Origin of the sequence: Salinicoccus sp. HZC-1 (genome assembly GCF_046736035.1) — a bacterium.
Classification (GTDB): Bacteria; Bacillota; Bacilli; order Staphylococcales; family Salinicoccaceae; genus Salinicoccus.
In genome coordinates this window covers 37,716-64,554 of the sequence record NZ_CP177130.1, presented here as the reverse complement: position 1 = coordinate 64,554, position 26,839 = coordinate 37,716, and the positions used below count along the sequence as shown (strand labels likewise).

Annotated in this window: 21 protein-coding genes and 2 pseudogenes; 9 read left to right on the top strand and 14 right to left on the bottom strand. The window is 37.8% G+C overall.

All coding sequences use genetic code 11. The features are described from left to right. Positions 1-3 precede the first annotated feature (3 nt). Both ACKRAT_RS00275 and ACKRAT_RS00270 read left to right on the top strand, forming a co-directional pair. Positions 4-723: a hypothetical protein gene (locus ACKRAT_RS00275; RefSeq protein ID WP_411843122.1), complete on the top strand. Its 720-nt coding sequence runs from the start codon at positions 4-6 to the stop codon at positions 721-723. Positions 724-994: 271 nt separating this feature from the next. Next, positions 995-2,044 (top strand): homocysteine S-methyltransferase family protein, encoded by a 1,050-nt coding sequence (locus tag ACKRAT_RS00270; RefSeq protein WP_411843121.1) that lies wholly within the window; start codon positions 995-997, stop codon positions 2,042-2,044. 192 nt (positions 2,045-2,236) lie between these two features. Here ACKRAT_RS00270 and ACKRAT_RS00265 read toward each other — a convergent pair whose 3' ends face one another. The 3 genes and pseudogenes from ACKRAT_RS00265 to ACKRAT_RS00255 form a co-directional block, all read right to left on the bottom strand. Beyond that, positions 2,237-3,046, bottom strand: a complete 810-nt coding sequence (locus ACKRAT_RS00265) for an endonuclease/exonuclease/phosphatase family protein (protein ID WP_411843120.1) — start codon at positions 3,044-3,046, stop codon at positions 2,237-2,239. An 18-nt stretch (positions 3,047-3,064) separates the two neighbouring features. After that, positions 3,065-4,264, bottom strand: a complete 1,200-nt coding sequence (locus ACKRAT_RS00260; RefSeq protein WP_411843119.1) for an ElyC/SanA/YdcF family protein — start codon at positions 4,262-4,264, stop codon at positions 3,065-3,067. A 235-nt stretch (positions 4,265-4,499) separates the two neighbouring features. Next, a pseudogene (locus tag ACKRAT_RS00255) lies at positions 4,500-4,974 on the bottom strand (transposase); the annotation flags it as partial. Positions 4,975-5,315: 341 nt separating this feature from the next. Between ACKRAT_RS00255 and ACKRAT_RS00250 the strand changes: the two are divergent. The 4 genes from ACKRAT_RS00250 to ACKRAT_RS00235 all read left to right on the top strand — a co-directional run bounded on the left by ACKRAT_RS00250 (position 5,316) and on the right by ACKRAT_RS00235 (position 11,283). Further along, the gene (locus ACKRAT_RS00250; RefSeq protein ID WP_411843118.1) at positions 5,316-6,989 is read left to right on the top strand and encodes an alpha-glucosidase; all 1,674 of its coding nucleotides are present in this window, start codon (positions 5,316-5,318) and stop codon (positions 6,987-6,989) included. Between the two features lie 412 nt (positions 6,990-7,401). Continuing rightward, positions 7,402-8,892 (top strand): flotillin family protein, encoded by a 1,491-nt coding sequence (locus ACKRAT_RS00245; RefSeq protein ID WP_411843117.1) that lies wholly within the window; start codon positions 7,402-7,404, stop codon positions 8,890-8,892. A 181-nt stretch (positions 8,893-9,073) separates the two neighbouring features. Further along, positions 9,074-10,126 (top strand): C45 family autoproteolytic acyltransferase/hydolase, encoded by a 1,053-nt coding sequence (locus ACKRAT_RS00240; protein ID WP_411843116.1) that lies wholly within the window; start codon positions 9,074-9,076, stop codon positions 10,124-10,126. A gap of 437 nt (positions 10,127-10,563) precedes the next feature. Continuing rightward, on the top strand, positions 10,564-11,283 hold the full coding sequence (locus ACKRAT_RS00235; RefSeq protein WP_411843115.1) for a hypothetical protein: 720 nt from the start codon (positions 10,564-10,566) through the stop codon (positions 11,281-11,283). 527 nt (positions 11,284-11,810) lie between these two features. Here the strand turns inward: ACKRAT_RS00235 and ACKRAT_RS00230 are convergent. Together ACKRAT_RS00230 and ACKRAT_RS00225 are read right to left on the bottom strand one after the other, a co-directional pair. After that, complete coding sequence (locus tag ACKRAT_RS00230; RefSeq protein ID WP_411843114.1) at positions 11,811-13,217, bottom strand: sodium/glutamate symporter; 1,407 nt, start codon at positions 13,215-13,217, stop codon at positions 11,811-11,813. A 97-nt stretch (positions 13,218-13,314) separates the two neighbouring features. Beyond that, complete coding sequence (locus ACKRAT_RS00225) at positions 13,315-13,512, bottom strand: hypothetical protein (RefSeq protein ID WP_411843113.1); 198 nt, start codon at positions 13,510-13,512, stop codon at positions 13,315-13,317. A gap of 142 nt (positions 13,513-13,654) precedes the next feature. On the opposite strand from ACKRAT_RS00225, the gene ACKRAT_RS00220 reads away from it, so the two are divergent. Further along, positions 13,655-13,978 (top strand): hypothetical protein, encoded by a 324-nt coding sequence (locus ACKRAT_RS00220; RefSeq protein WP_411843112.1) that lies wholly within the window; start codon positions 13,655-13,657, stop codon positions 13,976-13,978. Between the two features lie 93 nt (positions 13,979-14,071). Here the strand turns inward: ACKRAT_RS00220 and ACKRAT_RS00215 are convergent, their stop codons facing one another. The 3 genes and pseudogenes from ACKRAT_RS00215 to ACKRAT_RS00205 all read right to left on the bottom strand — a co-directional run bounded on the left by ACKRAT_RS00215 (position 14,072) and on the right by ACKRAT_RS00205 (position 16,761). Further along, positions 14,072-14,410 (bottom strand): hypothetical protein, encoded by a 339-nt coding sequence (locus tag ACKRAT_RS00215; RefSeq protein ID WP_411843111.1) that lies wholly within the window; start codon positions 14,408-14,410, stop codon positions 14,072-14,074. 413 nt (positions 14,411-14,823) lie between these two features. Further along, positions 14,824-15,400: pseudogene (rhuM, locus tag ACKRAT_RS00210) on the bottom strand (RhuM family protein). A 146-nt stretch (positions 15,401-15,546) separates the two neighbouring features. After that, positions 15,547-16,761: a PD-(D/E)XK nuclease family protein gene (locus tag ACKRAT_RS00205; RefSeq protein ID WP_411843110.1), complete on the bottom strand. Its 1,215-nt coding sequence runs from the start codon at positions 16,759-16,761 to the stop codon at positions 15,547-15,549. Positions 16,762-16,978: 217 nt separating this feature from the next. Between ACKRAT_RS00205 and ACKRAT_RS00200 the strand changes: the two genes are divergently transcribed. Beyond that, positions 16,979-17,734: a M48 family metallopeptidase gene (locus tag ACKRAT_RS00200; RefSeq protein ID WP_411843109.1), complete on the top strand. Its 756-nt coding sequence runs from the start codon at positions 16,979-16,981 to the stop codon at positions 17,732-17,734. Between the two features lie 29 nt (positions 17,735-17,763). On the opposite strand, the gene ACKRAT_RS00195 is transcribed toward ACKRAT_RS00200, so the two are convergent. The 5 genes from ACKRAT_RS00195 to rlmH form a co-directional block, all read right to left on the bottom strand. After that, positions 17,764-20,712 (bottom strand): type I restriction endonuclease subunit R, encoded by a 2,949-nt coding sequence (locus ACKRAT_RS00195; RefSeq protein ID WP_411843108.1) that lies wholly within the window; start codon positions 20,710-20,712, stop codon positions 17,764-17,766. Next, entirely contained in the window at positions 20,709-22,007 is a 1,299-nt protein-coding gene (locus ACKRAT_RS00190) for a restriction endonuclease subunit S (protein WP_411843107.1), read from the bottom strand. The genes ACKRAT_RS00195 and ACKRAT_RS00190 overlap by 4 nt, the downstream gene beginning before the upstream one ends. Continuing rightward, complete coding sequence (locus ACKRAT_RS00185; protein WP_411843106.1) at positions 21,997-23,481, bottom strand: type I restriction-modification system subunit M; 1,485 nt, start codon at positions 23,479-23,481, stop codon at positions 21,997-21,999. The genes ACKRAT_RS00190 and ACKRAT_RS00185 overlap by 11 nt, the downstream gene beginning before the upstream one ends. 123 nt (positions 23,482-23,604) lie before the next feature. Further along, positions 23,605-24,648: a PIN domain-containing protein gene (locus ACKRAT_RS00180; protein ID WP_411843105.1), complete on the bottom strand. Its 1,044-nt coding sequence runs from the start codon at positions 24,646-24,648 to the stop codon at positions 23,605-23,607. Positions 24,649-24,687: 39 nt separating this feature from the next. Next, a complete protein-coding gene (gene rlmH, locus ACKRAT_RS00175; protein ID WP_411843104.1) occupies positions 24,688-25,167 on the bottom strand; it encodes a 23S rRNA (pseudouridine(1915)-N(3))-methyltransferase RlmH in 480 nt (159 codons plus the stop codon). Positions 25,168-25,265: 98 nt separating this feature from the next. Here rlmH and ACKRAT_RS00170 point away from each other — a divergent pair, with 98 nt between their 5' ends. Next, positions 25,266-25,901: a hypothetical protein gene (locus ACKRAT_RS00170; protein WP_411843103.1), complete on the top strand. Its 636-nt coding sequence runs from the start codon at positions 25,266-25,268 to the stop codon at positions 25,899-25,901. A 144-nt stretch (positions 25,902-26,045) separates the two neighbouring features. On the opposite strand, the gene ACKRAT_RS00165 is transcribed toward ACKRAT_RS00170, so the two are convergent. Beyond that, positions 26,046-26,834 carry an MBL fold metallo-hydrolase gene (locus tag ACKRAT_RS00165; RefSeq protein ID WP_411843102.1) on the bottom strand — a complete coding sequence of 263 codons (789 nt, stop codon included), beginning with the start codon at positions 26,832-26,834 and terminating at the stop codon, positions 26,046-26,048. Positions 26,835-26,839: the final 5 nt, after the last annotated feature.

Below are 26,839 nucleotides of genomic sequence, written 5' to 3'. Positions count from 1 at the left end.
GTTATGAAAAAAACTATCTTAACTACGACATTGGCATTAGGGCTGGGAGTAACTGGCGTTGCAGCAGATCAAAATGCAGAGGCTTCAGAAATCAACAAGGGCGAGCTTGCACAAATGGCTCAATCCAATTCAAGCAAATTGAATAACGCGCCAATCCATGAAGGTGAATACAGCTACAACTTCAACATTGACGGCGTTAACTATAACTTCGAATCAGACGGCACTAATTATTCATGGGAATACGGTGGCTACAATTATGAAGCTCCACAAAACGAAATAGCTGAAACACAGCAAACAGAGGAAGCACCTCAGGTGACTGAAGAGGTACAGCCACAGCAGCAGGCAGAAGAGGCGCCTCAGGTGACTGAAGAAAGCGCAGAGCAAACGCAGGAGCAACCTGCTCAAAACACACAACAATCAGAAGATGTTCAAGCAGCTGCGCCTGAACAAAACACACAAGCATCAGCTGACGGTTCTACTAAAGAACAATTCCTGGCTGCCGGCGGTACAGAAGCAATGTGGCAAAATATTGTTATGCCGGAATCAAGCGGTAACCCGAATGCAGTCAATGAGCTGGGGTATCAAGGCTTAGGCCAAACGAAAGAATCATGGGGCACTGGCTCTGTTGCAACACAGACAGAAGGCATGATCAACTACGCTGAAGAACGGTATGGTTCAGTTGAAGAAGCAATGCAGTTCCGCAATGCTAACAACTGGTGGTAAGATCTTAAGTTAAATAATATCGAAGCCCGTACTACCCGGATATTTCCGGATAGTACGGGCTTTTTTCGTTGGAATGTTTCCTTGGAATAAGATCTTCAATTTTCCAGGCTATTAATTATGGATATAGCTAAATGTTATATCAATACATGAATTTTCAGTATTACACTATAACGATCTTACCATGTTAAGCTTATTTTAATTCGAAAGATTAGGAAAATTAATCGTTCTAATCCTTTTCTTCTAATTAATTTAATTAAAGGAGGAAATTTATATGAAGCGCAGTTTGGAAGAAAGACTGAAAGACGGTCCAGTTATTGTAGGGGAAGGTTATTTGTTTGAACTCGAACGTAGAGGATATCTGCAAGCTGGATCTTTCGTCCCGGAGGTCGCATTAAAAAACCCTGAAGCACTGAAACAAACATACCGTGACTACATGAATGCAGGTTCAGATGTCGTACTCGCATTCACTTATAATGCACATAGAGAAAAAATGAGAATTATTGGTAAAGAGGATTTACTAGAACCTCTGAACAGACGTGCAATTCAGTTAGCCAAAGAAGTTGCAAAGGAACATCCGGAAGAACACGCATTAGTTGCAGGTAATATCTCAAATACTAATATTTTTGATCACGAAGATCCTGAATCAAAAGACAAAGTCAGAGAGATGTTCAGGGAGATGGTCAGTTGGTGTAAAGAAGAAGGTGTGGATTATATTCAAGGTGAAACATTCTATTATCACGAGGAAGCACTGATCGCTTTGGAAGAAATCCGAAAACAAGATTTACCAGCAGTTATCACGCTTGGACTAATGGGTGAAAATATTTTAAGGGATGGATATACGGTAGAGGAATCCTGCAAAATATTATCGGAACAAGGTGCGTTGGTAGTAGGGATGAATTGTTTCCGTGGCCCGGATAGTATGCAGCCATATCTTGAAAAGATACGTAAAGAAGTTGATGGCTATGTTGGTGGCGTTCCACTTCCATACCGTACGACAGAAGAACATCCAACGTTCTTTAATCTGCCGGACGGTGGATGCAGTTGTCACCTGCCGATGGAAACGACCTTCCCAACTGCATTAGATCCACTGTACCATAACCGTTATGAGCTCGCTAAATGGGCTAAAGATGCCCACAACATCGGCATTAACTATATTGGATTATGCTGTGGTGCATCACCGGCAATGTTACGTTCTGTTGCTGAAGCTGTGGGTGCAGAAACGCTCACTTCAGAATATTCACCTAATATGGAAAAACACTTTTTATTTGGTAAAGACGAAACATTAAAAAACCATAACACGAGCTATCGAACAAAAGCATAATTATCAAAACAACATCAAAGTACAGGAGAACAATTCCCCCTCTTTGATGTTGTTTTTAATTTAATGTTACTGTGTTGGATACTAAGTACAGTACCTTGTCATATCCGGATTACTCTGCGCACAAATATACCCAGAGCGCAAAATAAAGTAAGAATTTCAACAGAAATTATAAACTTATCCATAACAGGTATATTAACGATAAAATGTCACTTCTGATCTTATAGGTAAGTGGTCTGAGGCGTTTGATTGAATCACTTCTTGATCATCAAAAGCCACGTCAGGCGAAGCAAAAATATAGTCAATTCTTTTTTCTGGATTATTTATAGGAAACGTTTCTGCATTCTCTATACCAGAAAAAACATCTTTAAACTGGTCTTCTGCTAATAACTCTTTATATTCCGGACTTGTCGGCTCTGTATTTAAATCTCCAAATAACAGTTTTGGTCCGTGTGTTTCAGAAGCTAGATTAAGAATTTCCTCAATTTGTGTCGTTCGACTTTTTTCGTCTAGTCCTAGGTGTGTATTATACACGTTTACGTGAACACCCCGAACATTAATTTTAGTTTGCTGGACTCCCCGTTGTTCCCCATCACTGGTTAACGCTATATTTTCCGATTCTATAATAGGATATTTGCTCAGTATGGCATTGCCATATTGACGATTATTCTCTTGATTTCCTTCCGGCTCCAATTCCAAATTCGCTCCATACATATAATGATACCCCAATAAATCAGCTAATTCTTTAGCTTGATCCTCAAAATCACTGCGTTCTCCATAGTAACGGTCTACTTCCTGCAAACCTATAATCTCAGCATCTGCATCTCTGATAACATCTGCAATCCGTTCTAAATTTAGCTCTTCGTCTTCACCCACACCGTGGTAAATATTATAGGACATCACATCGATACTAATTTGTTTTCCATATCCATTCGCCAAAGTGCCAGGAGAAAACGATAGTAAAATAAACATACTCAAAACGGAAAATACAATTATCTTTTTCATATTTTACACTCCTTTTATTTATCTTTGAAGGCCCGGATAGGACCATATGCCAGAAGCACGGATCAAGTCCCGATAAACGACTATCTCTTCATCTTTACCAAATTCTTGCGCTTCTTCCTGAGTATCATAATCCATATATGCGATATGAGAGATATCACGCTCTCCCGCATTTTCATCAGTATTTTCCATCATGTGATTCACATCATCAAAAACTACCAGAGCTCTTCTCATATGACTCGCGCTTGTAATCAATGTCATATCTTTAACTTCTTGTGCTTTAAGGATATCCATCGAAAATAACCCATTTTCTACGGTATCTGTAGCCAAGTCTTCTTTAAAAATCCTGTCTTCCTCGATACCTTCTTCAATCAGCCACTCATGCATTACATCCGCTTCCGTAATGCCTTCTTTAGGAACTCCTCCTGACACGATGATTTTAGAATTTGGATAAGATTCTGCTGCTTTTTTTGCCACTTTTAGTCTTTCAAGTAAGGTTTCTTCCATTTCTCCTTCATCTGAAAGAGCATAGCCAAGGACGACAAATGCATGATTTTCTTCCGGTATATCTTGCGGCACTTCCGTATTTAAGGAAACAGACTGAATGTCTTCTACCTTGTTTACTCTCTCTTTATATTCTTCGGCTCTTTCATTGTCAATTTCATGTAATTTTTTAAAGCCAGTCTCGTAACTCTCTCCATCTTCTTCTACTTTCGAATAAATAGCATGCATGAGCTGTGCTTCAAAATTATCCGGTTCATGAGCCAGAATCTCTTCATAAGTAGCAAGTGCTTCGGGAATTTTCTGTTGAAGGATTTGAGCAGAAGCGAGAGAATATTTTAAATCCAAATCATACGGGTCGAGTACTGTAGCCTGACGGAAAGCCTGTTCAACCACATCATAATCACCGTGGAGAGAAATGCCGCTAAATATTTCCTCTTCGGCTTCTTTAATGTCTCCACCATGCCAATAATAGTGCATTCCAATATCTTCTAAGGCACTGATTCTTTCGCTTGTCGGTTCGTTATTTTTTACTTGATTAAAAAGTTCTGATGCGCTGGTTGTTTCCTCTTCCCCACTTGCTTCTTCGTTTGTATTTTCATCGGATTCACTGGCCTCTACTATAGAATGTTCTTCTAAACCTGAAAAAGCATTGCTATGTCCTAACGTAGCAAGAATACCGACACTGAGTATGAAGCTTAATCCCAACCCTTTTTTCATTTTAATTTCTCCTCTTATGTATAAAGTAAATTAAACACGGCTTACTTTGTAGTATGTAGATATCTGTGTCAAAAAACAAATTATTCAGATTTTTAATTGAATATTTTCAAATAGTGTATAAGGGAGATAATGATATTTATGTAACAGAATTAAGAATGGCTGTGACCATTTATAAAAAAGGGGGAGTGTCAATAATTATGTGTAAATGAATGCATATCTTTTCTTGCAGTGTGCATTACTCGCTAAACATTTCAGTTAATTCGGCGTGTGCCTGGTCAAAATCGATGTGACACCGTGTCGCAAACTGCTGGTTATAGACTTCGAATTAAGTAACGAGAAACGATCAAGCGACGCTCCGTTCGGAAACTGCTCTTTGCCCTTACTGTACCGTTTGATTCCCTTGTTGAACGATTCAAACAGATTCGTGGCGTAAATACTTCTCCTGATGGCCGGTGGAAAGTCATAACCGGTGGAAAGTCATAAAAGGTGAACAGATCGGGATTGTCTTTCAATGATTGCGTGACTTTGGCGCAGAAATTTTTTCCACTTCTCTATAAATCATCCAAAGCCTGCTCAGCTCTTGCTTTATCAGTGGCGAGATACAAGAACTTCAGATCTTCACAGATTGCCTTCCAATCCGACACACGAACTTTATGAGAAATATTACGTGCGAAATGAATAAAGCAGGTTTGGTATCTTGTTTTTGGAAAACCGAGTGAATAACGTCTTGGGTGCCTGTCACTTTCCCTAATCTTATTCCACGAGAGGTTTCTATAGATGAATTAATTCTCATATAATGATTACTTCTTTCATATCAAAATATTTTTTTCAATCCTGCACACGATAACCCTGCATCGATTCTCTAACAGGGCAATGAATAATTCTTTGAAGCAACATTCTATATGTGTTCGAGCTTCTGCAGCTTCGTCGGGAAATATGGAGATATGCGTGTCTTTTCGCTTTGGCGTATTCATACACAAATTATCACACTGGATTACTAAAAGATTTTTGGGGAAAATATTAGGTAAATGAAAGGATAGAAGGTGACACGATGAGTCATAAAAAATGGTGGGAAGAAGCGATTATTTATCAAATTTATCCAAGAAGCTTTAAGGATACAGATGGAGATGGGATTGGTGACATCAATGGCATAGTGGAAAAATTGGATTACATTGAATCCTTAGGTGTAAACACAGTTTGGATTAATCCAATGATTTTATCCAATCAGAAGGATAATGGATATGATGCGATCAATTATACAAAAGTCGATCCTCTTTTCGGCACGGAAGAAGACGGAGATCGATTGATTAAGGAATTGAAGGATAGGGGAATAAAAATCATCTTTGATTTCCCGTTGAATCATACTTCTACACAGCATTCCTGGTTCCAGGAAGCATTGAAAGGCCTAGACAATCCTTACCGTGATTATTATATATGGACGGAGGCCGAAGAGAACCGCCCGTACCCCAACAATTGGACAGCAGCTTTTGGCGGTTCTGCTTGGAGCAAGGAACTCAATGGAGACCAGTATTACCTGCATCTGTTTAAACAGTCAATGCCGGATCTCAACTGGGACCATCCTCCATTGAGAAAAGAAATGGCAGAAGTATTGAATTACTGGATTGAAAAAGGAATCGATGGCTTTCGATTGGATGCGTTTATTTATATCGATATCAACAAAGATTTCCCGGAGCATCCTGAAGAAAAGGGGCCGGGACAGGATCTCAATAGAAATGGAGAAAGGATTAAAGATTATTTGAATGAGATGAACCGCTCAATCAAATACCAGGAAAAAGAAGTATTTCTTGTAGGCGAGGCTACCAGCGCAGATGCTGATTTGACACAATGGTACACAGACCCAGAAAATAATATGGTGGACAAAATCATTACAATGCAATACTTTCCGGAGAAAAAAGATAAAATGGATGACTCCGTTCCGAAAGGGAAGCAGCATGCACCTTTGGATTTGAAAGCTTTCAAAGAAGTGCAGAAGGAATTCCAAGAGAAAGAAGGACAGAACGGTGGTCCGATACTTTTCTGGTCGAATCACGATCTGCCCCGTTCGCTGCATAAATATGGCAACGTAGATATTCGGCACCGGGAAAATACAGCTAAAATGATGGCTGCTCTTCTTTATCTGCAAAAAGGGATTCCCATCATCTATAACGGAGAAGAGATCGGTATGAAAAATATTGCTTTTGATGACCCGGGAAATATCCCGAGTTCAGGAGTGATGGATTTTTATCAGGAAGCGCATAAAGCTGGCTGGGATCACAAGAAAATAATGAATCATTTAAACCTTACCGCCCGAGATGTCAGCCGCGGTATTATGCAGTGGGATGACAGTGAAAAAGTCGGCTTCTCAGATGGGGTTCCCTGGATTTTATATAATCGTGAATCAATATATAATGTAAAAGACCAGGAGAAAGATGAAAATAGTATTCTCCATTTTTACAGAAAATTGATCGACTTGAAGAAAACAGAGTTATTCCAAGAGGGTTCTTATAAAATGATAGAGACAAAAGATACATTGTACGTCTATAAACGAACTTTAGACGAGAAAAAAGCATTGGTCTGCTGCAACTTTTCTGTAGACACCGATACGATTCAAATCGGTAAGCAATGGCAGCCTGAACAAATCGTTCTGCAAAATGATGGCAATAAATTAGAAGATGACAAACTGCATCTCTCTTCATATGGAGTCGTCGTATTTTTAAAAAAATAAATAAATTATTTTGATACAGTTCTTCCTTTCATGGATAGAACTGTTTTTTTAATAAACAATTCCCTTTCCGCTCACTGGACAACAGGTGGTTCTTATACTACGCTTGTTTCAACCGTTGAATATAAAAATTGAAAATTCATAAACATAGTTATTTAGTCACTTCGTTGTTGGAAACCTTTTATCTTTCGGCTTTAAATTGTCGTTTCAGGTTAAATACTGTATAGAAAGAGTTGGATATTGAAACAAATTAATAGTTATGGAAGATAATCTTATAATGAGGAAGAAACAAAATAAATTTTATTACATATTCGAATCAAAAACCAAAAGGAGCGGATAAATTATGATCTAATATTGATCTCTGCCATTTAGTCCCTTAGTATTTTCGTAAAATTAAAATAGAAGGAGTTCGCATATGTTTGAAATCACAGGTACTTTATTAACAATACTCGTAATTATTGCAGCAATTATTGCAGGAATCATCGGTTGGTACTTATTCATGAAAGCCAGATACCGTACTGTTCCTTCCAACGAAGCACTTATCGTTACAGGCCCCAATCTGGGGGACGAAGCTAAAGAGACCAATATCTATAAAGACGATCAAGGCCGTTATATGAAAGTTATTCGTGGCGGCGGCCACAGACTTAGGATGTTCCAAACCGGTACAAAAGTATCATTAAAATCATTCCAATTACAAATTTCAACACCGAAAGTGTACACTCTTGAAGGTGTAGGAATTTACGGACAGGCAGTGGCTACAGTAAAAGTTGCTGATGATCTTGATGGTATCGTCAAATACGCGGAACAGTTCCTTGGTAAAGATCAGAAAGATGTTGAACATGAAATCTCTGAAGTCCTAAACTCAAATCTTCGTGCGATTCTATCCAAAATGACGGTCGAGCAGATCAATAAAGACCGTGAGAGTTTCAACGAACAAGTACGCGAAATAGCACAAGACCAACTTAACAGAATGGGCTTTAAAATCACTTCATTAGGTTTATCTGATCTGAGAGATGATGAAAACTATCTTGAAAACCTGGGCCGTCCCCAGATTGCCAGAGTAAAGAAGGAAGCAGAAATTGCTGAATCCGAAAGTAGACGTGAAACAGAGATTCAGCAAGCTAAAGATAATGAAGATATCTCCAATGAGCAATATAAAAGAGAGATGAATATTGCTGACAGTCGTAAAGAGAAAGACTTGAAAGAAGCAAGAAACCTTGCTGAAACTGAGAAAGAAAATGCGTCTGCCAGAGCGGCTGGTCAACTTGAAGAGGAAGAACGTCGTTTAGAAGTAGAACGACAGCGTCTGGAAATTCGTGAGCAGGAGAAACAGAACGAATTGAAGCTGCGTCAGATGGAACGTGAAAATGATGTTGCACTTGAGAAGCAACAGGTTGAAGTCCGCAGACAGCAAGCTGAAGCCGATTACTATGCACGGACTAAAGAAGCTGAAGCCAGTGCTGAGGCGCGTAAAGCTGAAGGTAAGGCTGAAGCTGAAGTCATCAGAGAAAAGAGCCTCGCTGAAGCTGAAGCGATTGAGCGTCGTGCCAAGGCAATGTCAGAACACAAAGACGTCATTATCTTGGAACAACTCATCGAAATCATGCCTGATTTTGCAAGAGCAGTCAGTGAATCCATGAGTAATGTCGAATCCATCCGTATTTTAGACGGAGGCAATGGAGATCAGTTAAAATCACTGCCAAACACTGTTACAGGGACAATGGCAAATCTTCAAGAGAGCATGGGGCAGATGACAGGCTTTGATCTGGAAAGTTTCCTGGGGAATTTATCCAACAGTGATAAAGGTGATTTCAGTGAAAAGGAAGAAGTTAAAGAAGAAAAAGATCAGGACTCTCCTGATGAGGCACACACCACAGAAACTGAGGACAACGATGATTTAAAATAACTTTTTAAAATGACTCAAAGTTATACAGGGACGGACTGGTTATTCCTAAGTTTCCGCCCCTGTTCTTTATCTGATTTTTTACTGTGATAAGCTTTAATTGCTGTGTATTTCATTTTTATATAGTGTCTTTCAAATAATCCTGATTATTGAAATTTCAAATACATCGCCGGGGGTGAAATAATTGAAGCAATTTTACAGTGATGTCGTTCAATTCAGAGGTACTCATTATGATTTTGGATATTACCAGGGGAGACTCCTTAAAGATTCCCCGATTTTGCCTAACCGTGAAAAACAATGGGGACCGAAAAGAGACAGGCATTTTATGATTGATCCGGAAAGATATTTAGAAATTATAAAAAAAATCGCACCGGCCATTCTAGATGAAATTCACGGGCTAGCTGATGCACTTGATATGGATATGAATAAGGCATTCCGGTCATTTGGCGGATATTATTTGGAATTCAAGAGAAGCGGCTGTTCCATTTTTACCGATACGGAGTATATGGTGCGTAATTACGACAGTCATCCGCGGGGATATGAAGGCCGTTTTATATTTTACGCACCAAGTGATGAGGGCTACGCCTTTATCGCTCCTTCCATGCAGATTACAGGGCGTATAGATGGCATGAATGAAAAAGGACTGGTGACCGGCTACAACTTCACCCACAGTAAGATGGCAGGTGATGGATTCATGTGCAGCATGATTGCGCGCCTTATATTGGAAACATGCGCAAATGTGAAAGAGGCCATTTCTTTACTGGAGACCATTCCACACAGGCATTCATTCAGCTATGTCCTTTTGGATCCGGATGGTGAGTCCTACGTCGTGGAAGCATCACCCAGAAGAGTGGCCGTGCGACAGTCCAATGTATGTACAAACCATTTTCATCTGCTGAATGAAGAAAACCGTTACCGCCAGGAAGAAACACGACGGAGGGAAGAAACAATACAAACCCGGCAAAAGAGTTCCACAAATCCCTACCAGGCTTTTAAAGTGATGAACAGTCCCGAGCACGGTGTTTTCTCAGAAAAATATGATGCCTCGGCCGGAACAATACACACATCCGCATATTTCCCTAAAGAATTAAAAGCGTGGTTTGTCATCGGACCCGACAGGGCACCTGTCATTTTTGACTTTGCCAAGTGGCTCAGCGGAAATAATGTCAACGTCACACGGATAAAAGGTGAACTTAAGTATCACCGCCCGTTTGTGAATATGGAAATGCCAGACTAAAATAAGAAGCCCTCATCTTCAATCCAAAAATTAATTTTCATATTATCATCTTCAATAAAAGGTATTATTCATATAAAATAAACCGCATCGTTTTCCCAAGCGGTTTATTTTTTATTGATATTAAATCCTGAATTTTCTTACTAAAAGAGATGAAAATGTCTGTTCAGCCTCTATAAACCCTCTAAAAGAATAAATTTGTGTCTTCCGGATGGCAATATTCAGAGATAATACAGGCAGATTTCAATATTACACTACATTACATTCAGTGATGCGGATTGTAACTTCATTATTATTAGGCTGTAACCTTCTATAGATACATCCATGTTATATTAGTCATTGTCTTGAAAAATTAAGACCTAAAAAAATATGTTTAGCTTAAAACGATTAAAAAACAACAACCACGATTAATATAAATTATCCGGAGGATGAAAAAAGTTATGAAAAAAACTATCTTAACTACGACATTGGCATTAGGGCTGGGAGTAACTGGCGTTGCAGCAGATCAAAATGCAGAGGCTTCAGAAATCAACAAGGGCGAGCTTGCACAAATGGCTCAATCCAATTCAAGCAAATTGAATAACGCGCCAATCCATGAAGGTGAATACAGCTACAACTTCAACATTGACGGCGTTAACTATAACTTCGAATCAGACGGCACTAATTATTCATGGGAATACGGTGGCTACAATTATGAAGCTCCACAAAACGAAATAGCTGAAACACAGCAAACTGAAGAAGCACCTCAGGTAACTGAAGAGACACAGCCACAGCAGCAGGCAGAAGAGGCGCCTCAGGTGACTGAAGAAAGCGCAGAGCAAACGCAGGAGCAACCTGCTCAAAACACACAACAATCAGAAGATGTTCAAGCAGCTGCGCCTGAACAAAACACACAAGCATCAGCTGACGGTTCTACTAAAGAACAATTCCTGGCTGCCGGCGGTACAGAAGCAATGTGGCAAAATATTGTTATGCCGGAATCAAGCGGTAACCCGAATGCAGTCAATGAGCTGGGGTATCAAGGCTTAGGCCAAACGAAAGAATCATGGGGCACTGGCTCTGTTGCAACACAGACAGAAGGCATGATCAACTACGCTGAAGAACGGTATGGTTCAGTTGAAGAAGCAATGCAGTTCCGCAATGCTAACAACTGGTGGTAAGATCTTAATCACCTATGATCTAAACCCGTATTATCTGGCCTTTATTCCAGACAATACGGGTTTTTTCATTTGCATATATTTAAAATCATTGGATAGATGATGGCAAAACCTTCATTTTTACGCGCTTATTTATGATAACTTTCATTCTTTATAATCTAATTCACTCTGAATATCTGCTCCATCAGTATGACTTTCACCACCTCAATCTCTTATCACCGGCATTATTCGGTTCTCTCGTCCTGTACTTCAATCAGTTCAACCTTCATTTTCGCGTACTTGCTGATTCTTTTTTATATGCATCCACTGCCTGCACCCAGTATTTCTCTTTTAATCTGTCAAGAAGTTACCAAAGTGATTTTCATAAATCATCATCCTGCCGCTTATCGACCGTGTCAATGATTTATGGTTTTTTTATTCGATTCTTATTTTACCCTGTCTCTTTCAAGTTAAAATGAACGCTCCCTGGAATGATAAGACAAATCCGGGGAGCGTTCTCTGGTCATGAATATATTTTCATTTTAAAGTAACTATTCGAGTTTCCTTTTACCGAAATAAAACAGCCCGACAACTATACCGACTATCAGCATAACGGTTGAGAAAATGAGGAATGGTATCGGTCCCCACATAAAGACGAGTGGTGCAGATAATGCTGTAACCAGACCGCCGCCAAGGAATGGTTCAAAAACCAGCTGCTTATAGCCGAAACCTTCAGTTGCCGGCGATTTCATTTCCGGGTCGGCGACACGCATCAGCATAAGCCCTGTAGCGGTCACCCCTGTTGATTGTCCAAAATCACCTACAGCTCTTTCAAGCCAGTAATCCGGCATCATCCTTGGTCCAAAGACGAAGAATCCAAACAGGTTCCAGGCAATTCCAAATAGAGCCAACAGTAAGAATGGGACAAGATAATCCCCAATGACTAAGATTGATACAGTCGCTATTGCACTTGCGATAAGTATATCAAGTGAGAATCCCTGTATACTGGTCACTGTATTTCTGTCCACCAGTTCTGATATATCGAACTTACTGACGAAAATCTGTACAATCAGACCACCAATCATCGCCAGCGGGAATAACGGTACATATGTCATAAAATTAGAGCCGAAGATCGAAGCTTCCAACCAGGTGATGCCCTGCAATATGATATAACCGACGAGAATGGCCAGTCCGACTATAGTAAAATGAAAAGTGAATGTATCGATCGATTCAGGCCTGACAGTCTTTTTTCCGCCTTCTCCGCGATCTTCAAATTCAACGATACCTGCTTTTTGAGTCGGTGACATGCCTTTAGCATCAGTGATCACCTGTGTATGGTTTCTTCGTACGCCCCAGTTGATCAGCGCAATACCGGCAACAACACCTGTTAATATGCCGACTGTCGCCAATCCGACAGCAATGTCATAGGCTTCCGGGAATCCGAGTTCATCAAACGTGTCCTGAAGACCGGCCGCCGTACCATGTCCACCTTCGAATCCAATCTCAATGAGGGCACCGATAAATGGTGGCATATCGTAAAATGGAACTAATACCAGCATTGCAAGCAGCAAACCGATGACATACTGACCCCAGCCGAGTGTCCAGCCGAAAGCGAGCTGCGGCCCACCAACATCCCATATTCTCTTTAGATTTGGAAGGACTGTCCCTATAAATAAAGTGGCAAATACTATATTTATCATCAGGCCGGGGAGCGCCGACCATACTTCCATAATTTCTGAAGTTAAGATTCCGGTCGCCCAAAATGAATCCTCCCCGGTAAAATTCCTGAGTATCCGGCCGAGTACCTCAGGTCCTAAAAGCAATGCGAGGAACCCGCCGATGACCGAGGCGGGCAGAAAGAGATTCTGCATAAATGATGAATGCATTCTGATCCATTTTCCAATCAGCAGAAACAATCCTAAGTAAAGCAGCGCAAACCCTATTTGTTCCGGACTCATAATTTCCATATCTCCTTTTAATTTTCAGTTTCCAGTTTATCTTCCCTGGAACATAGAAAGTTAATCAACAGTCTTTAAAGAGACATTTTATCAGAGGTCAGGAAATTTTTCTCCATCTGGCATCTGAATAGTTTTTATTTTTATCGATAAAAATCTTCGACAGCTGGTCTGCAATCAGTATGACTTCCAGCATTATGTTCAGTGATTCATTATATTCGAATTGAACGAGCAGGTTGGTGACTGGTTCTTTAAGCATTCTCGCCATCAGGTGGCACATGGCGTCATCAATCATCACTCTGCCATTGCTGGTACGACTGAAGAATTAGCTGATTGTATCTATATTTGTTATGAATCTTAGGAAAAGTGAGGTATTATAATTCAATATAGACTACACGTAAGATTTTACTCGTGAATTAGAATCAACAAGGGAGAATAATATGGAGTTAATAGTTGCAGCTTTTATTTTTTATTTTGTTATAAAATACGCAGTTAGAAATGCAATAATAGAAGCAAAAGTTAAAGAATTGGATTTGAGTTTTGAACTTCGAGTAAATGATTTACTTGAAAAGATTACAAGTATAGGAAATGAAATTATTATTAATACAAAATCTAAAAAATTTAGAGATAGAGCAAAAGAAATTAATGATAATAGTTTGAAAATATCAATCTCTGATAAAACTGATGAAGAAAAATTTTCATTACTCAAACATGAAGAAAATGAAATTATGACTTTAAAAAATGAAAGCTCTTCCTTTTTATAAGCTGGGAAGAGCTCTTTCATTAATGAGTTACTGAATTATACATGCATGTCATATAAGAAAATTGGATTAAATAACAGTAGTTAAGAAGTTGATCTATTCATACGACTTTATTATTTCTTTACTTTTCTTTTCAAACATTCCAGAAGTTACAAAGGATTTCACAATGGATATGATATTCTGCTTTTTAAAAATCGGATTAATTTTCAAAGCTTTTTGTTCCAACGCAAAATTATTGCCTTCATAACTTTGAATAAGTTTTGTTAACTCTCTTAAATCATCTTTGGATAAATCAAACATAACTACGGTTTCTTGAATTGTAGGCTCCTGCATCTTCTCATCATTCAATAAACCAACAAGAGTTAACAAACTGGTATTGTGAAACTTTAATTTCTCTATTTCAGCCAATAGCTGTTTATATTCATTACTTTCCAAACATATTTCCCCTCTCTTTTATAGAAAAAATAGATCTACAGCCCATGCGATATTCCGAACATGGAACGTTGGAATATCTGCAAAAAGGAGAGATTGACAGATTTCACCTACATGTCCTGCATCATTTATTTTACCAGAATTTTTCCAACATATTTAGCGGGACTATCGCTAACAACATCTAAAACAGTGCGTAGAGCTTCTCCTCCATAATGATACTGTTTATTTATGGCAACTCCAACCATATCAGTCTTCGTTGCGGTTTAATCCTCCAATTTATTGTGCTCAATAAATTTTTCAAAGTCGTCTTTTTGATGATCATTCTTTATTCTTAGAGAATTAAACTTTTCATATTCACCTCTTGCTATTTCTTTCGCTACTTCATTAGATACTTTACCGGGATTGTCTAAAATATCTCACCTGTTGAATTGTAAAAAAGCATCCAGCCGTTCGGCCCAATCTGCCATGTACGTTGGCTGCTGCATCTTAGCTTGGTCTTCAGCGTAATCTAAGTACATAGTAGTTATCCTGTTAAGAGTCTTCAGTTCTTTTTCAGTTAAATAGTTTTTGCAACTGAGATATCGCGCTTCCTTACCTTGTCTCCATTCCAACTGGTTAACCCCATATTATCTTTTTCAGAATCTGCTCGATCAACAATTAATTCTGCAGCTATTTTACCATGTATCGCATATGTAATTTATTTTGGACGGTTGCAAAGAAATTTTGTGTGATTTCGGTTTTAGAATCATAGTCAATTGCAGTTGAATAAATGTCTGTAATCTTTTGATAAAACCGTTTTTCTGAGGCTCTGGTATCTCTGATACGTTCCAGTAACTCATCAAAGTAATCAGAACCAATATTTCGCATATCTTTTAATCGTTCGTTGTCCATGGTGAATCCTTTAACTAAATACTCATTCAAACGTTGAGTTGCCCATTGCCTGAATTGTGTTCCTCGATGAGATCTTATTCTGTAACCAACAGCAATAATCATCTCTAAATTATAAAAATTTACTTCTCTTTATAATAAAACCGCATTATTTATGGTAGCTCTCGGCGTACCAGTCTATGCTGCGGTTTTTCCCCAGTCAGACCATCAAAATAATTAAAAGTCGATAATATTTATTTTTATTTAAAACCTTACTTAATGCTATCTCCTAACTCGATTCGAATATTATGTAGGCTAATTATTATCTCCATATACTTTTCTTTTACAAGATCAATTAGTTCCAAGTCTGTTTTACCCCAAATGTCAGAAGTGCAGAAATAGTGTATCACATTGCCAACTTTCTTATAGTCATCATTTACTATCTGGGTTAGCTTGTTTGTCAGTTCATTGTGCCATACTCGCGCACCTTTCTCACCTCGTATAAAAATCTTGAGTATAAGGCCACTCCTGCCCACGACTTTGTCATAACCAAATTCAAAGTCGATTGCTAAAGACAAGTTCGGATACTGAGTTATCTTTGTATCTATTACCAACGCAGCTAGTGGTTCAGTACTTGGGGTGAATTTATAAATTTTGTTCAAATATGCTTTTTCTTCAGCCGCTATCAATGTTTCCCCTAAAGTGTTATTTATCTCATGCTTTATTTCGCTATTCTCAAATAAATTGAGTATGCCATTCACTAATTGACCACATTCTTTTTTGTAAATTTTTAAATCTGTATCCATATCGATAATAGATTGATAGTGGTCTTCAATAAAGTGTTCGAAGTCCATTAGTTGTTTAGGGTTACTCATGTTTAAACGGTTCCCTTCTTTTAAAATTTTTAAGTTCTCAATAAAATCATGGAGAAACATTAAACCTTTTGTATTGCTGCCAATAAAATAACTACCTAAAATTTTATTAACACACTCGAAAAATTGCTGATAGGTTATATTCTTCCAACCCCGTTCGTTAAATGTAGTGGTGTGTAAACTCAGAACTACGCCATAATTATTTTTGATGTTGAATTCTCTTTTGATGTGGTTAAGGTAATCGTTTAAATCATTATATTCTGTGGCATAAATTTTATTCTCAATAGCAACCACATAATCATCTGATTTCAATAGGACATCAATCCGATTTTTATTACCGGTAATTACTTCTCTCTCAACTTTCCAATCAATGTTAATAAAAGATTGCACATCATTTTCTGAAACCAGGAAAGTAGATAATGCCTCTAGTAAGAGGGTGCCAAGCCCATGTGATTCATTTGGATCAAAGAAAAATTCTAAAACACGGCTTGAAACGACCTCGTAATGTGGAAAGCCAGTAACCTGAAATATATTAAAGTCCTTTTTTAAATCTCTGCCCTGCAGAAAGGGTTTATAATTTATAAAAATATCGTTATTAAGATAATTTAATCTCAAGGCGGAATTACCTCCTTTTATATTTCCTCAGAAAAATGAATTCGAATTTCGCTCTCACTTGATACTTTTGAGCCATCTGCACCTTCTCATGTATAAAAAGTATACCTTTTAAATTAATAAGGAGCCAGATATTCATCCCCTGTCTTTTGTCCTAGTAACACTTATATATATTTTTGGTATAATGCTATAGGAGTAAGACATTGAAAGTAGGTACATCATGCCAATCATAAAGTATGGATCCACAGAGATTTATTATAGTATGTACAGTGAGGTACGTAATGACCTCAAAATCACAGTCAATCTGATTAATGGAGTAGAAGTCCATGCACCGGCAGATATAGATGAGAAAATACTGAGCCAGTTGCTGTATAAGAAAGCACCCTGGATTGTGCAAAAAATTGAAGAATTAAATGAAGTTAAACACACAATACAACCAATTGAATTTGTCAGCGGAGAAAAACTACCGTACTTAGGCCGCAATTATCGGTTAAAAGTTTACCGAGAAAATATCAAAGACGCTTCCATACAGTTCCACCAAGGCCGATTCATCGCCAAAGTACCGAATGATTGGTCTCAAAAAGAAGTACAGTATCACCTGGAACAAGAAATGATCTCCTGGTACAAAGTACATGGCACAAAAAAAGTGATTGAACGTGCAAATATTTATCAAGAGATGATAAATGTGGTGCCACGTTCACTTACATTGAAATCACAACTCAAACGGTGGGGGACATGTACACAGAATGGAGATATCTATTTAAACTGGCGTCTTGTAATGGCGCCTGTCGGGGTCATTGATTATGTTCTTGTTCATGAACTCGCACATTTAATTGAACTGGAGCACAACGAAAAATTTTGGCGAATCGTGCGTCATACACTCCCACACTATAAAGCGTCCAAAGAGTGGTTACGTGTACATGGCATGGAATTACACAGCTTACAAAACAGACAACTACATGACACTCAAAAATAAAGATATAACCAAGACGGTTATATCTTTATTTATCTAATATTATAGTGTATTTCACCTAATTGGACTAATTCTCTCGCCACAGACTCCACTTGCTTATTTGGAATGGTACTGGCTCTTAATTGCCTTTTCAGCTGACTACGCATATTGCGCTTTACATCGTCTTTCTCGGTCCAATCAATCACTGCATTATCTTGGATAATATCAGTAATTAATTCAGTTAAATCTTTGATTTTCTCTTGCTCTATATCTTCTGGCGCATGTGCTTCCAACAGTTGATAAAACGGTAAATGCTTTGTATCTTTTAAACCGTAAGACTGACTCTCCTGATTCAGATTCGTCAATTCTTCTCTCATCTCTTGATACATTTCAAATAGGTCTTCAAATTCTAAATGTCTTTCCTTACGCTGCTCAATGAGTAACTCCAAACGTTCTCTTAAAGAAGTATATTTAACTGGGTTTTCGTCAAACTTAACTCGAATCTCGTGTTTAATGGCATGTTCCATTTCAGCTGCTTTGGCTTCCGGTCCCTTAATGGCATCCAACTTTTCATCAAATTGATTAGAGAGAATACTCACCGGTTCAAATAATATTCTAGGAGACGTCGCATAAACGTATTCTTCAATCAATTCCCGGACTTTGCCACCAGTATCAGAAATGTCCATTGTGCCATCATCGATATAATAACGGGATTTCGCATGCTTTCTGACTTTCCCCAGCCACTTTAAATCATCGATGAAAGGCTTGGCTTGTGGACTGGGCATAATCGTGTCCATGCTCTCTGAAAACTTCTTGAATGCTGTATCAAAGGTGTTTCTTCTGTCTTCAGGTTCCAGTACTCTGATATGCCCTTCCAAATCATTACGGGAAATACCGTCAAAGAACTGCATCACCCGACGGTGCCGGGACTGTAATCGTGGAATTTCCTCATCGACATGGAACATTGCGCCTTTGACATCATCATCATGAAAAATACCGAGTGCCTTTTCTAAAAACCGTGAAACACCATAGTAGTCCACGATTAAACCGTGGGTCTTATGTTCATAAGTACGGTTCGTTCTCGCAATCGCCTGCAGCAGGTTGTGTTCCTTCAACGGTTTATCCAAGTACATGACTTGTTCGATCGGTGCATCAAAACCGGTAATCAATTTATCACACACAATGATGAAAGCCAGCGGATCATCCTCTAATGGTTTCTTGAATCGCTCAATCATTTCCTTTTCCTCAGCAGAAGACAAAGCATACTGCTGCATTTCTGGTTCATCATTATGCTTCGGGGAAATAATCACCGCGGATTCATAGTCACTGAGTTCATCCAGAAACTTTTTATAAGTGACTGCTGCTTTCCGGGACACAGTCACCACCTGTGCTTTAAATCCATTCGGTTCGATATGTTTCTCGTAATGCTCAATCATATCCAAGACGATGGACCGAATTCGTTTATGAGATTCTGTCAGCGCTTGTTCGGTGACATATTTTTGCTTGATCCGTTCCTTGTTTTCGTCAGAATATTCTCTGAAGAAACGATCAAACAGGGTGTCGATCGACTCTCCCTGCACATGTAAATCAACCAGGCGCGCCTCATAAAATATCGGCACGGTCGCACCATCTTCGACAGCTTTTTCGATTGAATACTTATCAATATAACTCCCGAATGTTCGGATAGTACTCTTATCTTCCTTATCAATCGGTGTCCCTGTAAATCCTATATATGTCGCATTTGGCAAACCGGTACGCATATTTAAAGCCAGAGAGCTGTACTGGGTTCGGTGGGACTCATCGACCAGTACAATCACATTTTCAGCCTCTGTCAGTAATGGATACTCCTCATCCTCGTTTGTCTGGAACTTTTGGACGAGTGTCATGACTGTTGTACCAGGTCCTTGTTGTAACAGAGACTTCAGCTGTTCTACCGATTCTGCCTGTTGTGGATTTGGAAATCCACTACGCTTAAAGGTTGCGGTAATCTGACGGTCGAGATCTTGCCTGTCTGTAACCACAACAATGACTGGATTTTTCAGAGCTTCGATTCGACGTAACTTCATGGATAAAAAGACCATTGCCAATGATTTGCCGGAGCCTTGAGTCGCCCATACGATACCGCCACGAGACTGTGGGTGTTCTCCAGTTTGAATCCGGTCCACTGCTTTATTAACCGCACGATATTGTTGGTAGCGAGCCATTTTCTTAATCACACGACCATCTTCCGGTTCGTAGACGATAAAGTTTTGAATAATATCAAACAAGCGCTCTTTATCTAATATACCGGTAGTGAGTATGTCCTGTGCTGAAGCATTATCACCGACCTCTTCGACAGATAAGGGATAAGGTTCTTTCCATGTACTATAGTGCCTAGCCTGTGCAGCAATTGTACCGATTTTAGCCCGATCATTGCTGGTGGAGATTAAGAACTGATTGTAATGAAAGAGCTTTTCGTTTATGTCTTGGTACCTTAATAACTGTCGTATCCCTTCGCCCAACTGCATATCTGGTGGCAACTCTGGACTTTTACACTCGATGACAACCAAGGGAAGACCATTGACGTACACCATAATATCAGGATAGATTGTCCCACTCGCGTGTAATAACCCCAATTGGTTTGTGATGACAAAGTCATTGTTATCAATATTATCGAAGTCAATCAATGTCACTGTTTGATTTTTACGGCCACCGCCTAGGTCTTGTTGTATGGATAATTTATTTACCAGTAATTCATGAAAATGTTGGTTTGCCTCCATTAAGCTGGCTGCGTCCATATGAGTGATATTACGGACGACTTTATTTAAGTTGTTCTCACTGATCCAAGGATTCAGGCGCTTAACAGACTCTGTTAAGCGATTCTTTAAAACAACTTCAGTATTTGAAGTTCGTTCGCGATTCAGTCCCGTGCCATGAATATAGTCGTAGCCAAGCTTCTGAAGTTGGTTAATCATTCGATTTTCTACTAACGTTTCTTCATTGTAAGCTTGTGCTTCACTCATTGTGGAACCTCCTCATTCTCAGTAATAGGTACACGTACTTTGCCTGTTAAGAGTTGTTTCATGAGACCTCTTTTAAGAGACTTTAAGTATAGAAGATTATCATTTTCATTCCTAATTTTATTATCAATCTCATTTAAAATATTAGCAATTTCTTGCTGTTCTTTACTGGAACTAGGAATACTAACTTTTAATTGCTGAAAACTTTTTTTTGTAATATGTGGTTGAGCACTTCCCACTTTAAATTTTCGTATATATTTTTCTATTACCCTACCTCTTAATAAATGCATCCAGAAATCAAAGTTTAATTCTTTATCGTACGCCCGTAAGATTAGCATGGCTGAGTTTATTCTAATATTTTCATATGGTATGTTTTCACCATAAAATGCAATATTGCCTATAGAACCACGAGAAGTCATTACAAAGTCGTTTCTAGAAAGTTTTCCATTTCTAAGCACTTTGTCTTTTTCTTTTGATATAAATTTCTTAGTATCAAAAATAAATCCAGATTTTGTAACATTTTTTGTGTCTAAAAATAAACAGTAACCTTCATCTATAAAGTCGTTTGTATTTGGGTAATTTTTACCTCGATCTCCATCAATTGTATCGAATACAGTATCCATATCGACTACTTTCCATGATTTAGGAATTCTACCAACATCGGAATCTTTATATTCTGTATTCCCGATTCCTCTACTAAAGAGTTCATGCGTTATACCTCTTTTTACTATCTTAATTTGTTTAACGATACCTTCTGTTTTTTCGATGGCTTCATCTACAGAGGAGAGGATACATGCGATTTTTTGCTGTTCTTTTATAGATGGATACGAAACAGGTAAAGGTCGCAAATTTTTCTGACTTATTCCTTTAGCAGTTGTTCCCGTCGAGAATCTATCAAGCAAATTTTGAAATTTACTAGAAGAGAGATAATACTTAAAATAATCATCGTCTATATCTTCTATTGTTTTAAAGGCCGCAACTCTTTGACTTAATATATATTTTTTAGTGTCAGGGATTTGAGTGACATTGCCCAGAGGTGCTTCCATAGTCATAATGACATCGCCTTTATTGACTTTTCCGTTAGTCATCCATTTGTCATAAAGTTCATCAGATCCATAATATGCTTCTATTGAGGTGTCAATTTTCCCTTTTTTTACATTGTTAGCTGACAGAGCCAGTATATTACCATTCCCCCATTCTAAACCTAACTTTTTAGGGGTCTTTCCACGATGATCAATAATTTTATCTACACATTCTGAAAAAGATTTTGTTGTCCAACTAGAATGATTACTCATCATATCCAAGCTCCTTTAAATACCCAAACATCTTTTCCTCTATTTCATTTCTATCCTGCTCTAATTTCTTCAAATCATTTAGTGCGGTCTGTACATCAATCTCTTCTTCTTCTTCAGTGGTATCAATATAACGGGCAATATTTAAGTTGTAATCATTCTCTTGTGTTTCTTCTATATTGACTACTCGACAATATTTTTCTTTACCTTCCCATTTATCATATGCACTTATTACTTTTTTTATATCTTTATCACGAAGAATATTTTGGTTTTTACCTTCTTGGTAATCTTTTGAACCATCTAATATGAAAACTTTTCCTTTTTGCTTTTCTTCTTTATTTCGGTTCAGAATTAAGATGCTCGCTGGAATTCCAGTACCATAGAATAAAGAAGAGGGTAGACCAATAATTGCTTCTATTACATCTTCTTTTAGTAGACCTTCTCTGATCTTACCTTCAGCACCACCACGGAATAGTACTCCATGAGGCATAACCACACCAGCTTTACCGTCATGATTAAGTGTAGCTATCATATGTTGAACGAATGCAAAGTCACCTGCATTTTTAGGAGGAATACCAAACCTGAAACGACCATATTCATCGCTCTCTGCTTCTTCTCTCCCCCAGTTTTTAAGCGAGAAAGGTGGATTGGCGATAACTCTGTCATATAATAATAGTTCTTTATCATCACCTAATAGCTTTGGTTCACGTATGGTGTCACCACGCTCAATGCGATGATCACTCAAACCATGGAGAAGTAAATTCATCTTACATATGGACCATGTACTCAGGTTTCTCTCCTGTCCATGCAGTGATAAATTACGCGGATTACCACCTTGTGATTTGATATAGTCTACAGACTGAATGAGCATACCGCCTGAACCAACCGTAGGGTCACATACTCGCATGCCTTCTTCTGGTTTAATTAAGTTAACAATCAATTCAACTACTTTGGAAGGGGTGTAGAATTCCCCACCTTTTTTACCAGCATCATCTGCGAACTGTTTAATTAAATACTCATATGCACGGCCTAACATATCCGGTTCTGATAAACTATCATTACTGAGATCAATCTTTGAGAAATGTTGAATGAGTTGCAGCAATAATTTATCGGGCAGTTTTTCTTTGTCATTAAAGTCAATATTGGCAAGTACACCCACTAGAGAAGGGTTTTCTTCCTCTAGAGCCTCAAAAGCTTTATTGATTGTATTACCGATGTCATGAGTTTGTATTTGGATTTCTGTCCATCGGGCTCTTTCAGGTACAAAGAACTGGTGTTCATCACGATCATACCATGCATAATCGTCACCTTCTTTTCGCTCGACCTTCTTAGCTGTCTCTATAAATACGTCACTCAAACGCTTCAAAAATAATAATCCAAATATATAGTTTTTATAATCAGAGGAATCAATCGAACCTCTTAGTATATTTGCTGACTCCCATAAATGGGCTTCTAATTGTGGTAATGTTAGTTTAGACATAGTCTCACTCTCCGATTTTTCTTATATGCTATAAATATACCAAAGTACAATAAGTGATTTAATTGATTACCATTACAAATCATATATAGTTTTAACAAAATTAATAATGTAATCTTTCTGTTCCTATTGAAATTCTATTTGTTCAACATCAACTACATGTCTGTTCTTCAAGTCGTAAACTAGAATACAGTCAATATCTGCATTACGACTCTCCTCTCCAATAATTATATTTTGTTCAAAATCAGTATCTCCTTTTTCATAAACCGGATTACGTGTTTCAATATTAAATTCAAATTCTACACTCATAGTGGCCGGCAAGTATATATGAGACGTACTTCTATAACCATCTGCATAATGTAGTTCTGAAAGCTCTATATTATAAACATAAAGATCGGTCCCCCAGCCTTCATCAGCATATTCTGAAATAAAGTTATTATTAAGTATATAGTCTTCTAAAAAATCTAAAATGTTTTCCTCTATAATATAAAAATCTCTAACTTTATTATTCATATCGTTTTGGAAATCTTCAGTTATCTCTTCAATATTTTCAAACAATAAATCATCTATCAAGACATCTTTCTCTTCTAAAAGATCATTTAGGTTTCGATAGAAAAAGATATTCCCATCATGTTCAAAATCGCTATCCAGTCCATTTTCAATACTATTGTAAAATGCTTTTTTGTCAGAAGATACAAACCAAATAGCATCTTGGTTCTCCAAACACTGACTATGTTCGAAAATAGTTTCCCAAATCAAAGCATCTTGGAATTCTTTTTTTTCATTTTTGAAAGGTGAAAGATCATCATAATATCTTTCAAAAACATTTTTATTAGCATCAGCACTAGGAGTTATTATTTCAAATTTTTCTCTTAGTCTATTTTCATATTCTTCTTTCAGTGAAACATGATGCTCTTTCAGTTCTTCAATATTATAATGTAGACGACGAAGGGCTTTATGATCTTTATTTACTTTTTTAAATTCAGCTATCATACTTTTAACATTATTATCAAATTTCTTTAGCAATTCATGATAGGTCATTTCAGCTATACACAAGCTATATTCAATTTTTTCTTTCTCAAACCATTCAACTAAATCACTTAATCTGTGGTTAATTATCTCATAATCATTAAACAAAATATTGGAATCTAAAAAAACATCCACTTTCATAATTAAATAATCCTTTCTGACAAAATTATAAAAACCGCATCAACGATGATATGCTTCATTCTTTATAATCTTATTCACCCTGAATATCTGCTCAAGCAGCATAACTTTCATCATCTGGTGAGGGTAGGTGAGGGAACCGAAGCTGATTTCCTGGTTGGATCTTTTCTTTACGCTCTCCCCGATACCGTTGCTGCCGCCAATGATGAATACGACATCGCTTTTTCCTGTGTTCATCCATTTTTGATATTCTTCAGCCAAGCTTTCACTCGAATACGCTTTGCCTTTGATTTCCAAAGTGACGACATACTGCGTATCTTTGATTTTCCCAAGTATCTTTTGTGCTTCTTTTTCTTTTATAATGTCTATATCTTTTTTGCTCGCATTATTTGGTTCTTTTTCATCCGGTATTTCAACCAGCTCGAGCTTTGCATACCCGCTGATGCGCTTCTTATATTCTTCCACAGCTTGTTTCCAATGCTTCTCTTTTAGCTTTCCTACTGTTATTAGAGTAATTTTCATTTTTTTCATCCTTTTGCCTTATTACGAATACCTTGACTGTTTGTTTAAACTGTTAAATAATTAAGATAATACCCAATATTATGTAAAGGAGTGTTTCTATGCCAAGTCTTGCATATAGTATACTTAAATTTCATGAACTGGACGACCTCGAAAAGATGATAGATTTTGCCATTAATGAAGATAAAGAGATTGATTTCAATGTGATCGAACCTATACCCGAGGGGTTAGAAATTCACGCCGCACCTTATCAGGATGCTTCAATTGCTTCTTACTATAATACTTTGGACGAAGATGAGCAAAAGAAACTCATTAAAGATTTGAAGGAAAACGCTTTTGTTGATATTGATGAAATTTTAAGTGAAGCTACTGCTCAAGAACAGGAACAGATTCTTACCGCTGAAGAAAGAATAGATCTTGGCCAGGAATACTACGAAAATCTTATTAAATATGAAGTGCCGGACGCGTATGAATGGACTAAAGTTCATTGGGGCATGAAAGGCTTCGCCATGGATACAAATGTGAATGAGGACGACCTGAAAATCAGTTTTACGACTGCCGGCAGAGGTGTCCGTGCGCTGATGTATAAATTATACGAAAAGTCCCATATTCCTTTTGTATATCAATACACCAATGACAAATTTACTGCGTACGGTGAAATTGTATTCAGCGACAATGGCATTACTGAAAATGATGTCGATGAGGAATGGGTGGACAAAGTATTCGATGCGAAATAAAAATAAATAAGGGATACATCTTGTGTATAAAAGATGTATCCCTTATTTTTTATATGCATATTTATGACTTTTCCACATTTTTCACAAAGTTATCCACCATATCTCCACGTTATCCACATATATTCTTCCACAACCTGTGGATAACTATATTGTGTATATCTGTGTTGGCGCCGCTTTATCTGTATCGCATAGCATTATTTCATTTTTCGTATCGATGTCATATTGGTTTAAAACCTGTTCTACACTCATCTTAGCGAGTTCTTTAATATTATTATCCATGCTCAGGTGACCAAGATAAATGCGTTTTGTACGGTCAGTTATAACGTCTCTCATTGCATGTGCTGCATCTTCATTTGAAACATGACCGACATCAGACAGTATTCTTTGCTTCGTTACCCATGGATATCTGCCCATACGCAGCATATCTACATCGTGGTTGCTCTCAAACACAAAAATGTCACTGTCTTTGATGATACCTTTCATCTGATCGGAAACATATCCTGTATCTGTGATGACCGAAATCTTTTTATTGTCTCTGGCAAAGGTATAGAACTGTGGATCTATCGCATCATGGGATACATTAAACGAATTTACGTTTATTCCTATAATCTCTTTTTCTTCCAGTGGATTGAAATGGAACTTCTGCTCCGGATTTATTTCAATCCCTTTTTTATCTATTTGTTTCCATGTATTTTCATTCGCAAAAATAGGTATACCATATCGTTTGGCAATGACTTTAAGTCCTTTGATATGATCAGAATGCTCATGTGTGATAAGTATTGCATTTATATTACTCAATGATGTGTTGAGTGAATTAAGCGATTCTTCTATCCTTTTACATGAAAGTCCGACATCTATGAGCAAGCTGCCTTTTTCAGTTTCAATATATGTGCTGTTCCCAGTGGAACCGCTGGCTAACACGCTCATTTTCATTACTT

Coding starts and splice junctions, on each gene's coding strand:
- ACKRAT_RS00230 (WP_411843114.1), bottom strand. CDS start 13,217: ATGAGTCCGGAACAAATAGGGTTTGCGCTGCTTTACTTAGGATTGTTT.
- ACKRAT_RS00270 (WP_411843121.1), top strand. CDS start 995: ATGAAGCGCAGTTTGGAAGAAAGACTGAAAGACGGTCCAGTTATTGTA.
- ACKRAT_RS00185 (WP_411843106.1), bottom strand. CDS start 23,481: ATGTCTAAACTAACATTACCACAATTAGAAGCCCATTTATGGGAGTCA.
- ACKRAT_RS00250 (WP_411843118.1), top strand. CDS start 5,316: ATGAGTCATAAAAAATGGTGGGAAGAAGCGATTATTTATCAAATTTAT.
- ACKRAT_RS00245 (WP_411843117.1), top strand. CDS start 7,402: ATGTTTGAAATCACAGGTACTTTATTAACAATACTCGTAATTATTGCA.
- ACKRAT_RS00235 (WP_411843115.1), top strand. CDS start 10,564: ATGAAAAAAACTATCTTAACTACGACATTGGCATTAGGGCTGGGAGTA.
- ACKRAT_RS00220 (WP_411843112.1), top strand. CDS start 13,655: ATGGAGTTAATAGTTGCAGCTTTTATTTTTTATTTTGTTATAAAATAC.
- ACKRAT_RS00190 (WP_411843107.1), bottom strand. CDS start 22,007: ATGATGAGTAATCATTCTAGTTGGACAACAAAATCTTTTTCAGAATGT.
- rlmH (WP_411843104.1), bottom strand. CDS start 25,167: ATGAAAATTACTCTAATAACAGTAGGAAAGCTAAAAGAGAAGCATTGG.
- ACKRAT_RS00195 (WP_411843108.1), bottom strand. CDS start 20,712: ATGAGTGAAGCACAAGCTTACAATGAAGAAACGTTAGTAGAAAATCGA.
- ACKRAT_RS00200 (WP_411843109.1), top strand. CDS start 16,979: ATGCCAATCATAAAGTATGGATCCACAGAGATTTATTATAGTATGTAC.
- ACKRAT_RS00265 (WP_411843120.1), bottom strand. CDS start 3,046: ATGAAAAAGATAATTGTATTTTCCGTTTTGAGTATGTTTATTTTACTA.
- ACKRAT_RS00180 (WP_411843105.1), bottom strand. CDS start 24,648: ATGAAAGTGGATGTTTTTTTAGATTCCAATATTTTGTTTAATGATTAT.
- ACKRAT_RS00275 (WP_411843122.1), top strand. CDS start 4: ATGAAAAAAACTATCTTAACTACGACATTGGCATTAGGGCTGGGAGTA.
- ACKRAT_RS00165 (WP_411843102.1), bottom strand. CDS start 26,834: ATGAAAATGAGCGTGTTAGCCAGCGGTTCCACTGGGAACAGCACATAT.
- ACKRAT_RS00260 (WP_411843119.1), bottom strand. CDS start 4,264: ATGAAAAAAGGGTTGGGATTAAGCTTCATACTCAGTGTCGGTATTCTT.
- ACKRAT_RS00170 (WP_411843103.1), top strand. CDS start 25,266: ATGCCAAGTCTTGCATATAGTATACTTAAATTTCATGAACTGGACGAC.